Below are 11,045 nucleotides of genomic sequence, written 5' to 3'. Positions count from 1 at the left end.
AATTACTGAAGAAGTTGTCAACAACTAATTTCAATAATTATTTGGTGGTGAGATGTATCTGCCGTAGCAGCAACGTTTACTAATATACCAATTGAAGTAAAAAGTGTCAACACTTTTTCTGAATTTCTTTTTATTAATAGTCAAACCAGCTTTCTTTCTCTATACTATTTAATTAAAGGAGCGACTAAATTATGCTAGCTTGGCTACCATTCTTTTTGATTTCATTAATGTTTATTGTTCTACTATACGCTTGTGCGCGATCAGCGCGCACAAATATCCAGCGTTTTAAGCAACTCAGTTTAATTGCCTTTCTCTGGGTCTTAACTGCTTTTTGCTACACACCTACCAGTTACAATTTTGGTACCCAACTCGTTATTCAATATATTCAATGGGGACCCGTTAAGCTGAACGTGATTCCTTTCCAACAACTTGACATTGAATTTTGGCTCAACGTTCTCCTCACTGTTCCATTGGGCGGTTTACTGGCATGGAATTTTCCCGACTTGCCTTGGCGTCGTTTTATTTGGTTGGGATTTCTTACGGGGCTAACACTCGAGCTGGGACAATTCATCCTTGACTGGTTGGTTAACCTCAAACGTTGGGTTGATATCGATGATGTCATCACAAATTGGGCTGGTGTCATTATCGGTGCCGCTGGTTATAAAATTGCACGTCATGTTCCCGGACTTCGCTGGTTGCAAAAATAACGTATATATAGAAGCAAAAAGCAAAATAGCGTTTGCTTAGCACCCACAAGTGCCAAACACTTCAGCGGTCTAGCTGTCATGAAATCGTAATTAAATAAGCGTCGCAGCCTTAAGTGGCTGCGACGCTTATTTAATTTAACTACTAACTATTAATGAAGCTGCCATCATCAGGATTCAAAAAACAGATCGAATACTCGCTTACGATCTTGGTTCCAGACCTGATTGTCACTAGTTGGATAAACTCGATTTGTTAACACAACCAGCCCAATTTGACGATCCAAATCAAAAGCAACTGCCGGGCCAGTAAAACCAGTATGGAAATATTGATGTCGTCCCGCACGTCGTTCCCAACCTAACGTCCGGCCATTTTCGTCATACTCGCCTAACCAGTCAAAGACATTTTCATCCAGCACCCGTTTGCCTTGATATTCACCAAAGTTTAACATCATTTCAATAAATACGGATAAATCCGTCAGCGTTGAGAACAAGCCTGCGTGACCACTCTCACCATTCAACAAAAAGGCTTTATAATCATGCACCTGTCCTTGAATCTGACCCCGCCGCGGATCAAACTCCGTCGGCACAAACCGAATCTTCGGACGATTTAAGTTATAACCCGTATTGGTCATCGCTAGTGGATAGCAAACGTGGTCTTGAATACTCCGAGCCAATGAGCCGTCAACCGCACGAATAATCCATCCCAATAAAATAAATCCCAGGTCTGAATAGACATACGTTGTCCCTGGTGCCGTGACGAGTGGCGCATCATAAACCGCTTTGATCAGATCTTCACGTTGCATCTTATCCAGGTTATCAATATCTGCCGGTAGCCCACTATTATGAAGTAACAAGTTTTTAATCGTTATTTCAGGATGAGTGAACCCAGGTAAAAACCGGGCAACCGAGTCCGTTAAATGAATCGTGTGGTCCGATAACAACTGAAAAATCCTCGTCGTGGTCCCTACAACCTTAGTTACCGATGCTAGGTCATAAATCATCGCAGGATCTAAGCCCACGGCAAACTCATCGCGGCCCTGCTTACCATGATAGTATTGATTGATACCTTTAGGGGTGATCAAGCTAAACGACGCCCCATAAATGTCGCCAGCTTCAATACAACTGTCAATATATTGTTCAATTTGTTCGAGCATCCGCATTACGCCCACCTTTCACTACATTCACTAGTTTCTGCTTATCTTCTTTATGATAACGAACTTCCTCATAAAATCAACGGCAAACGCTTTTAACACCCTCCACACCTCGTTGCACTTTTTATTAATTAACTAGTTAAACACTTGTTACATTATGGACAATATTCCACTTATATATCAAAACAAGTCTTGTTTTTAGCCGTTTTCTAAATATAATTAAGTGAATTACCAATGCCTATCTAGCTATGTAAGTACTGTTATATCAACGTTAATAGTCAACTTTTCAATAATAGATTGCAAAAAAATAACCCAAACGTGAAATAAATCACCTGAAAGCGGTTACAAATCCAGCAAAAAATGTTATGATTCAAATGTAGAATTTTATCAATCATTTGATTGGATTCAAATTATGGAGGCGAGAAAATGATTACATCAGAAAAGACAACAAAACCAGCAGCTTGGAAAGGTTTCAAAGGCGGGCACTGGCAGGAAGAAATCAACATTCGTGATTTTATTCAAAATAACTTCACACAGTACAATGGCGACGAAAGCTTCCTGGCCGGACCAACAGCCGCTACTAAGACCTTGAATGACAAAGTCTTAGAATTAAAGAAACAAGAACGTGCCGCTGGTGGTGTGTTGGATGCTGATACTAAAGTCGTTGCAACGATTACTTCACACGGCCCTGGTTATATTCAAAAAGATCTCGAAAAGATTGTTGGTCTCCAGACTGACAAGCCTTTGAAGCGGGCCTTCATGCCATTTGGTGGTATTCGAATGGCTGATGACGCTTTGAAATCATACGGTTATACCCCTGATGAAGAAAACGACAAGATTTTCACTGAATATCGCAAGACTCATAACCAAGGCGTCTTCGATGTTTATACTCCTGACATGCGGAAAGCACGTCACTACAAGATCATCACCGGACTACCAGATGCATACGCACGTGGCCGTCTCATTCCTGATCTTCCACGGGTCGCTGTTTATGGGATCGATCGTTTAATGGAAGACAAAGCTAATGACTTTGCCCACATTGGTGATGGTGAATTGACTGATGATGTTATTCGCCTCCGTGAAGAAGTTCAAGATCAATACCGTGCTTTAGCAGATATGAAGAAGATGGCTGCCAGTTATGGCTACGATATTAGCAAGCCTGCAACTAATGCTCAAGAAGCTATTCAATGGATGTACTTCGCTTACTTAGCTGCTATCAAGACCCAAAACGGCGCTGCAATGTCCGTTGGCCGGATTGATACAACGATGGACATCTTCATCCAACGTGACTTGGACAATGGTGTTCTGGACGAAAGCCAAGCTCAAGAATTAATTGATCAATTCGTCATGAAACTACGGATGGTTCGGTTCATCCGTACTGAAGAATACAATTCTCTCTTCTCTGGTGACCCAATCTGGGCAACCTTATCAATGTGTGGTTTAGGCGTCGACGGTCAACACCATGTGACTAAGACCGCTTTCCGGATTTTAAAGACTTTGGACAACATGGGCGCCGCACCAGAACCAAACATCACGATTTTATGGTCAGACCGCTTACCAGAAGACTTCAAACGTTACGCAACTGAAGTTTCAATCGACAGTTCAACCATTCAGTATGAAAATGATGACTTGATGCGGGTACAATGGGGTACCGATTATTATGGCATTGCTTGCTGTGTTTCCGCACAACCAATTGCTGATGGAATCCAGTACTTCGGTGCCCGGGCAAACTTAGCCAAAGCGATTCTTTATGCCATCAATGGTGGCCGCGACGAAATTGCTGGAGATCAAGTTGGCCCTGCTTACGAACCAATTACTTCAGAATACATCGATTACGACGAATTCATGAAGAAATTAGACAAGCAAATGGATTGGTTAGCTGACACTTACGTTAACTCACTGAATGCAATTCATTATATGCATGATAAGTACTACTATGAAGCTGCCCAATTAGCTTTGAAGAATACTGATCTTGATCGGACCTTTGCAACTGGGATTTCTGGCTTATCACATGCCGCGGATTCAATCTCAGCTATCAAGTATGGTCACGTTAAAGTAATTCGTGACGAACGTGGTATCGCCGTTGACTTCAAAGCCGACAATGACTACCCACGTTATGGGAACAATGACGATCGCGCTGATGACATTGCTAAATGGTTAGTCAAAGAATTATACAGCAAGATGAACACGCATCACCTCTATCGGAATGCCAAACTTTCAACTTCTGTTTTGACGATTACCTCCAACGTTGTTTATGGTAAGAACACTGGTACCACACCAAATGGCCGTCAAAAAGGCGAACCATTCTCACCAGGTGCTAACCCTGCATACGGTGCTGAAAAGAGTGGTGCATTAGCTTCACTTCTTTCAACTGCCAAATTACCATACCGTTACGCAACTGACGGGATTTCCAACACGTTCGGCGTTACCCCTAACACGTTAGGCCATGACCTCGAATCACGGAAAGACACGTTAGTAAACATGTTAGACGGTTACATGAAGAACGATGGGATGCACTTGAACATCAACGTCTTCAATAAAGACACTTTGATTGATGCTCAGAAACACCCTGAAGAATACCCAACATTAACGGTTCGGGTTTCTGGCTACTGTGTCTACTTCGCAGATTTAACCAAGGAACAACAAGATGACGTTATTTCACGGACATTCTTCGAATCAATGTAACATTTAATCTTTAATAGTTAAGAAGGCGAAAGGCTCATGGAAAACAAACAAGTTTCAACAACGCAAGCGGCGGCAAAGGAGCCTTTGATAGGCTACGTTCACTCCATCGAAACGTTTGGCTCCGTTGACGGACCAGGTATCCGTTACGTGGCATTCCTTCAAGGATGCCACATGCGTTGCCAATACTGTCACAACCCTGATACTTGGAAACTCAACGTTGGCGATCAAATGACGGCCGACGAGATTCTCGAAGACGCGGCTAAATACCGGGCTTTCTGGGGCAAGACGGGTGGCATCACAGTCAGTGGTGGTGAATCACTGGTACAAATCGACTTCATCTTAGACTTATTCGAAAAAGCCAAGGCGATGAATATCAGTACTTGTCTGGATACCTCTGGACAGCCTTTTACCCGAGAACAACCTTTCTTTGACAAGTTCGAACGTCTAATGAAGGTCACGGACATTTCGTTGGTCGACATTAAGCACATCGATTCTGCCAAACACAAGCAGTTGACCCAGTATGGGAACGAAAATATCTTGGATATGATTCAGTACATGGCCCAACACCACGATGATATGTGGATTCGTCACGTCCTGGTTCCCCAACGGACTGATTACGATGAAGACTTGAAGAAACTCGGCGATTACATTGCTAAGATTCCAAACGACGTCGTTCAAAAAGTCGAAGTATTGCCGTACCATACTTTGGGCGTTAAAAAATATCATGAAATGAAGATCAAGTACCGGCTTGAAGGAATCGAGTCTCCAACCCAAGATCGGGTGGCAAATGCCGAAAAACTACTGCACACCGCTGATTACAACGGGTACAAGACATGGATGCCATTGCCAAAACTTTAAATCGGCATTTCTAGCATGACTAAAACACCAACGATACAATCGTCTACGGATGGTTGTGTCACTGGTGTTTTTTTGCTGGCTCGACGCATGCACGTATTGCTGGCTGGAATTAGTACAGTGGCACGCAAAAAAGGCGCCGCAAGCCTAAACCAGCAACGTCTTTCCTTAATCATGCCCTATCCAATGACCGTCAGCCCTTGAACTAGCTGCGAACAGGCCGGCCACTAACTATGAATGCCTAGTTCCATTCGAGCTTCGCGGGACATCATACTTTCGTTCCAAGCAGGTTCCCACACAATCTCAATCTCGATATTGTTAACTTCTGGTAATTTGATCAGTTCATCGTGAATGTCCTTAGCCAACCATTCGGTCAAAGGACAGCCCGCAATGGTCAACGTCATGGTAATTTCAGCGGTCCCCTCCGCCGTCAATTGTGCATCATAGATCAACCCCAAGTTAACTAGATCAATTCCTAATTCAGGGTCAATGACATGACCTAGCGCCTCGAAGGCCCGGTCTTTAAACGTTGTTGTCATCGTATCTCGTCCTTCCATACCAGCTTGAATTCACTGATTAATCACGCCAACGTTTCGCGGTATAAGTGCCACCACACTTGATACACGTCATCGTTATATAAAGCGCTTTCTTGTCTACTTCTATTGTACCGTATGTCAGCCCATATTCAATCAATTATTAGCGCTAATTAGCCGACTTTTCAAACGATCGGTCAATCAGCAAATTATGCGACTATTTCTCGAAAAAATTTACTATAATCCCCGATATAGCAGCGTTTTGAGTCACTATTGATTTTTATTGCGAATTCGCGGTTGTTTTTGTTGTAAGCGTTTGCGGTTTATGCTATTATACTAAGTGAGGAAAGGAATTAATCCTCGATTAGCAAAGCTTCTCAAAAGAGTTTGGCTGTCGCTGTAATGTTAGACAGCTAGTATCACAGTTTGGGTCGTTATCGAAACCGTTTTAAGCGCCGTGAAGCGTTATCGGTCTAGCGAGTGTCGTGAGATTTACGTTGGATGACTGAACGTTGACCCTTAGATAAACGATAACCGCAAAGAATTAATTGGCATTAGAATGACGAACAGATTTTAACTAAGTTTTAGTTGGAAACAGGTGTCTCCGATGACCAGTTGTTAGTTCCACATTACCAGTTCCATTTGTAGACTCAGGTATTACAAAGTTTAAACGGAGGTGCATGTCTGTTACGAAGACATTCCCAAGTTTTAAACGCGAGTTTGACTTTCGTTAAAACCCGTCTAACGAGTCGCAATCAAGTAACAACCTTACTTTAGATCGACTATAGCAGATAGTTACAATAAATACGGGTTAGTCCGTTAGAAGTTGGACACGCGTAAAATTGAATAGCATGAAGGTGTATCATATTAACACTGAACAATTTTTCATTGCTAATCAGGATTATTCCTCATAAGTAGAACTCAAGTAGAGAAGCCTTGGGTTCTATTTTTTTTGCTCTAAAATCAGATTTACCAACAGTCGGCACCAGTCGTAACCGTTTACATCCTCTTACGAAAACCGTATACTGAATTTAAATCAAGTTGCACATTGAGGAGGACTTTAGTTTTGAAAACGATTAATTTAGGTCACAGCAATATTCAAGCTTCCAGCGTGGCGCTTGGCATCATGCGCATGGACGCCTTGGATGTCGCTCAAGCCACCAAGGTTATCGATACCGCTGTTGATTTAGGCATCAATTACGTTGATTCAGCTGATATCTACGGTGGTGGTCAATCATCGACCATCTTCGGTCAAGCACTCAAGCAGGCTCACGTATCGCGTGATCAGCTCTATATTCAGTCAAAAGGCGGCATCGTTCCTGGCAAGCGTTACGACTTTTCCAAACAGCACATACTGGCAGCCGTGGATGGCGAACTTCAACGCTTAGGTGTTGATTATCTCGACACCTTCCTCCTCCATCGACCGGACGCCCTGATGGAACCCGAAAAAGTTGCTGCCGCTTTTGACAAGTTGCAAACTAGCGGCAAGGTGCGCCACTTTGGCGTCTCTAACTTCAATCCCATGCAAGTTGACATGCTTCAAGCGGCACTAAACCAACGGCTCATCATCAACCAACTCCAATTTGGTATCATGCATACCGGTGCGATCGACTTTGGCTTGCACACGAACATGCAGGACGAACGTAGTCTTAACCACGACGGCGAGATGATCGAATACTCGCGGCTCCATAAGATGACGATTCAAGCTTGGTCGCCTTATCAATACGGTAACTTCGCGGGTATCTTCTTAGACAATCCGAAGTTTCCAGAACTTAATAATGCCATGCAAGCACTCGCCGATGAGAAACAGGTCACTAAATCAGCCATTGCGACCGCATGGATTCTCCGGCACCCAGCCCACTTCCAAGTCATCCTTGGTACGATGAATCCGGAACATCTAGCTCAAAATGCTGCTGGAGCAGACGTTACGCTTTCTCGGCAAGAATGGTACGACATTTACTTTGCAGCTGGCAACGATTTACCTTAATCACGATCGACCTAACAGAATTGACGATTAGTTTTTACAATCAAAACGACGACCCCAAATCAGGATTGATTTTCAGGTCGTCGTTTTTTAGACGTTTCACTAACATTTTTGATGTACTCACCACATCTACGCGTATACTTAATCTTATCAAGACTCAGGAGGCGAGCGAATGACATCCACTTGCACGATCTGTGAACGAATCAAACTAATTCAGGCACATCAGAATCCTTATTTCGTTTACGAACTCACAACGGGCTACGTGGTCCTTGCTGATAGCCAGTACTTTGAAGGCTACACGCTCTTTTTAGCCAAACATCACGTTACCGAATTACATCATTTACCGGCACACGAGAAGTTACGATACCTTGAGGAGATGAGTATCGTCCAGGAAGCTTGTGCGCAGGCCTTTCATGCAGACAAAATGAACATTGAACTACTCGGGAATGGTGACGCGCATGTTCATTGGCACTTATTTCCTCGCCATAACGGTGATACGCCCAACCCCGGTCCCGTCTGGTGGACACCGCTGGAAACAATTTATGGTGATGATGTCAGTCTAGACATTCCCCGTTTAAGCCGGTTAAAGCGCACGCTCAGCGTAGCAATTGAGGCCACGCTTAATGCTCGGGAAGCAGAATTGCAGGCTTTAGAGGCACTCACAAGGCCTGCTAGCCACAGAATTGACAGCAATTAGACCAAATCAGGACCCAGATCCGCTTAGATCTTGGTGGCTACACCTCAATTCTTAATCGCAATCCGTCACCGTATTTCAAATTGCCAAAATCCACCTATTTATCCGGCCGACTATCATACGCTCGCTTAGATTTATAGCCAGCTCGAAAAACCGTCTTCATAACTTCAATGTGCCGTTCCTTAGTTGCTTGTGCCTTAGTTCCAAAAATAAAGCGGGCCCATTCGCGCTGATAACCAGGTGTCAAAGCCACAAAGAACGTTTGCAATTCAGCATCAACCGCTAACAATTCGGTTACCGCCGGAATATTTTTTTCAAATGAACTGAGGGGTGCTGTACCCATAATCAAACCTCCGATTAGTTTTACTTAAATTTACTGTAAGAAAGGGAAAATCCCTAATTTTCAGGCTTTTATATTTCGAATTTTCACAAAATTGCGCTATCATTATAGTATAAGTATTATTATTTGACTACTATAATTAACCATACTGCTATTCACCAAGGGGAGCCCTGCTATGCCAAAATTTGATATCACCCTCATCAGTCCCGAACGCGCTAAAGCGATGTTGACTGAATATAAAGAACAACGTAAGAACTCTGTCCCACATCTGGCCCATCCTGGCCGCTATATCTTGCCGGATTACAAATTAACTCGTCGCCGGGCCGCATTCAAAATTGTTAAACATACCTTTTTAACGCCCCACTACAAGTCTTACGTTGCCATGGACTCTGACAACGGCCACACACTCTGGTTTCATAATTTCGGTTCCCTAACCGAAGCTTTATTCTGGTTAGAAACCGGCCTTAAAATCAGCGATACCGACTCCCATTCTAACTACAAGGAATGGATGGCTAAGCACACTATGGAAATCGAAACCTTCAAAGACTTGCTGCGCGAGCAGAAGCATAAACAAGGGCCCAAGACTAAGAAAAAAGCCAAGTAGCCTGTTTTGACACCTAGATTCAGATAAGCAGCAGTACGCCCATTAGCGTGCTGCTGCTTTTATTTACGATCAACTGTGCCATTCATTACTGACTAGGCCAACCTAAAAGTGGCTATCCAAAAACGACTGCAGCTTGCGTGCAATCACGCGATGACCGGCATTGTTCGGATGCAAAGTATCCACCGAATAAATGGCCGCTTGAGCGGGAATCGCAAACGTCATTCCCGCATCACGGTACAAGCTCAAATGTGGGACGCCATAGTCCGCAGTCATCTGGGCAATCGCTGCTTCATAATCTGACTGACGATACCCGAGACCATTAGTCACCGCACTAAAACTGCCGCCAAAATCAGAGCCAATATGAATTGCTGAAATAAATAACTTCGGCACGGTCGGCCAATTCGTCTGTAATCCCGTCAGTAACACCATTAACGCGCCATAAAATGTCGTCATATCGCAATCACCGTATTGCCCTAACGGCTGATTCCGACCATAGTCATTGACGCCCCCAAAGACAGCAATAAAATCAGCATCTTCAGGAATAGCTTGATAGCGCGCCGCCATCGCATCGTAGCGACTCCCAATCGTTGAACCAGAGATTCCCAAATTATCGCTCCGCTCGACATCCCAATCAGCCGCCAAAATATCATGATAATGCACCGTCGCCAACCCATTATTCGCCGTAATCGAATCTCCCAACCACGCCGGCCGCTTAAAACTAACATGCCCATTACTAATCGCCATAGCCAATCCTCCCTTTACTATCATCGCTATCATTCTAATCCATCCCATCTGAATTATGGTAGAAAGATGCCTTTATTTAAAGTCACCACCCACCAGCTTAGGCCCGCTGGAAACAGTTCCGGTTAGCGTAAACCTGCTTAGTTCGTTCGTCCTACGCCGCCCTCCAGGCATTTCTGCCAATTGCTGGAACGCGGTGGACACAGATTTAAGCCGAAGACCACGTCTTAAATACTGGTCTTCCACTAACCAAGCCAAGGACGCTTGCTAAGTGGAATTTCACCGCTGAGCATTGGCCGAAACGCCTTCCAGTCGGGACAGTATTCGAATGGCGGACGAAGATGTACCCAACTTTTGATGAATTTGTCATTGTTCTCCATAAACAGTAATTTTGTTAATCAACTGTTAGGTCGAAAAGATATTGGGATAGCTCGCTATTTCGGAATTACTATAGTAATAATAGAACACCTCAACAAAGTGGTTAGGGTAACCCTAACGTCTCGTTTAAAGTTCCTGTATCAAAATAACCAACGACCAATTGTGCCGAGTTAAGTGGCCGTTCATCAGCCATTCGAGCGGCTTCCTGAAACGTGTTCGGTGCCACTAAAGTCTGTGCTTGCTATGCCAACGGACAAATGCCCAAACCGCATTAATCCGTTGGCTAGACAATGCTCGGCTTCAACCCGTGGCTTGAGACTGGAGGGGCTGGGTGACAATGCTCAGTAGCCAAATTATTCTTAGTCGGAAGTGATTT

10 protein-coding genes are annotated in these 11,045 nt (G+C 43.9%); 6 read left to right on the top strand and 4 right to left on the bottom strand.

Going from position 1 to position 11,045, the window contains the following annotated elements; translation table 11 throughout:
* The first annotated feature begins 191 nt into the window (after positions 1–191).
* Entirely contained in the window at positions 192–707 is a 516-nt protein-coding gene (locus MMY95_RS12035) for a VanZ family protein (protein WP_003643489.1), read from the top strand.
* 167 nt (positions 708–874) lie between these two features.
* On the opposite strand, the gene MMY95_RS12030 is transcribed toward MMY95_RS12035, so the two are convergent.
* Entirely contained in the window at positions 875–1,864 is a 990-nt protein-coding gene (locus MMY95_RS12030; protein WP_053267144.1) for a serine hydrolase domain-containing protein, read from the bottom strand.
* A 417-nt stretch (positions 1,865–2,281) separates the two neighbouring features.
* Between MMY95_RS12030 and pflB the strand changes: the two genes are divergently transcribed.
* Together pflB and pflA are read left to right on the top strand one after the other, a co-directional pair.
* Positions 2,282–4,540, top strand: a complete 2,259-nt coding sequence (pflB, locus tag MMY95_RS12025; protein WP_003642836.1) for a formate C-acetyltransferase — start codon at positions 2,282–2,284, stop codon at positions 4,538–4,540.
* A 36-nt stretch (positions 4,541–4,576) separates the two neighbouring features.
* Positions 4,577–5,398, top strand: coding sequence for a pyruvate formate-lyase-activating protein (gene pflA / locus MMY95_RS12020; protein ID WP_003642837.1), 822 nt, complete (start codon positions 4,577–4,579; stop codon positions 5,396–5,398).
* 224 nt (positions 5,399–5,622) lie between these two features.
* On the opposite strand, the gene MMY95_RS12015 is transcribed toward pflA, so the two are convergent.
* Positions 5,623–5,934 (bottom strand): metal-sulfur cluster assembly factor, encoded by a 312-nt coding sequence (locus MMY95_RS12015; RefSeq protein ID WP_003643490.1) that lies wholly within the window; start codon positions 5,932–5,934, stop codon positions 5,623–5,625.
* A gap of 1,060 nt (positions 5,935–6,994) precedes the next feature.
* Between MMY95_RS12015 and MMY95_RS12010 the strand changes: the two genes are divergently transcribed.
* Positions 6,995–7,915, top strand: a complete 921-nt coding sequence (locus tag MMY95_RS12010; RefSeq protein WP_241277661.1) for an aldo/keto reductase — start codon at positions 6,995–6,997, stop codon at positions 7,913–7,915.
* Positions 7,916–8,084: 169 nt separating this feature from the next.
* The gene (locus MMY95_RS12005) at positions 8,085–8,609 is read left to right on the top strand and encodes an HIT family protein (RefSeq protein ID WP_003643491.1); all 525 of its coding nucleotides are present in this window, start codon (positions 8,085–8,087) and stop codon (positions 8,607–8,609) included.
* A 94-nt stretch (positions 8,610–8,703) separates the two neighbouring features.
* Here MMY95_RS12005 and MMY95_RS12000 read toward each other — a convergent pair whose 3' ends face one another.
* Complete coding sequence (locus MMY95_RS12000; RefSeq protein WP_053267145.1) at positions 8,704–8,949, bottom strand: YdeI/OmpD-associated family protein; 246 nt, start codon at positions 8,947–8,949, stop codon at positions 8,704–8,706.
* Positions 8,950–9,121: 172 nt separating this feature from the next.
* On the opposite strand from MMY95_RS12000, the gene MMY95_RS11995 reads away from it, so the two are divergent.
* Positions 9,122–9,550 carry a hypothetical protein gene (locus MMY95_RS11995; protein WP_053267146.1) on the top strand — a complete coding sequence of 143 codons (429 nt, stop codon included), beginning with the start codon at positions 9,122–9,124 and terminating at the stop codon, positions 9,548–9,550.
* Between the two features lie 102 nt (positions 9,551–9,652).
* On the opposite strand, the gene MMY95_RS11990 is transcribed toward MMY95_RS11995, so the two are convergent.
* On the bottom strand, positions 9,653–10,294 hold the full coding sequence (locus tag MMY95_RS11990) for an SGNH/GDSL hydrolase family protein (RefSeq protein WP_015381040.1): 642 nt from the start codon (positions 10,292–10,294) through the stop codon (positions 9,653–9,655).
* Positions 10,295–11,045: the final 751 nt, after the last annotated feature.

This window comes from Lactiplantibacillus sp. ME-2 (assembly GCF_022549155.1).
Lineage (GTDB): Bacteria > Bacillota > Bacilli > Lactobacillales > Lactobacillaceae > Lactiplantibacillus > Lactiplantibacillus plantarum.
The sequence above is the reverse complement of the archived record's forward strand: the minus strand, read 5'-3'. Positions and strand labels throughout refer to the sequence as shown.

What these genes read in the sequence shown, in the direction of transcription:
- MMY95_RS12035 (WP_003643489.1), top strand. Translation starts at nt 192, where the DNA reads ATGCTAGCTTGGCTACCATTCTTTTTGATTTCATTAATGTTTATTGTT.
- MMY95_RS12030 (WP_053267144.1), bottom strand. Translation starts at nt 1,864, where the DNA reads ATGCGGATGCTCGAACAAATTGAACAATATATTGACAGTTGTATTGAA.
- pflB (WP_003642836.1), top strand. Translation starts at nt 2,282, where the DNA reads ATGATTACATCAGAAAAGACAACAAAACCAGCAGCTTGGAAAGGTTTC.
- pflA (WP_003642837.1), top strand. Translation starts at nt 4,577, where the DNA reads ATGGAAAACAAACAAGTTTCAACAACGCAAGCGGCGGCAAAGGAGCCT.
- MMY95_RS12015 (WP_003643490.1), bottom strand. Translation starts at nt 5,934, where the DNA reads ATGACAACAACGTTTAAAGACCGGGCCTTCGAGGCGCTAGGTCATGTC.
- MMY95_RS12005 (WP_003643491.1), top strand. Translation starts at nt 8,085, where the DNA reads ATGACATCCACTTGCACGATCTGTGAACGAATCAAACTAATTCAGGCA.
- MMY95_RS12000 (WP_053267145.1), bottom strand. Translation starts at nt 8,949, where the DNA reads ATGGGTACAGCACCCCTCAGTTCATTTGAAAAAAATATTCCGGCGGTA.
- MMY95_RS11995 (WP_053267146.1), top strand. Translation starts at nt 9,122, where the DNA reads ATGCCAAAATTTGATATCACCCTCATCAGTCCCGAACGCGCTAAAGCG.
- MMY95_RS11990 (WP_015381040.1), bottom strand. Translation starts at nt 10,294, where the DNA reads ATGGCGATTAGTAATGGGCATGTTAGTTTTAAGCGGCCGGCGTGGTTG.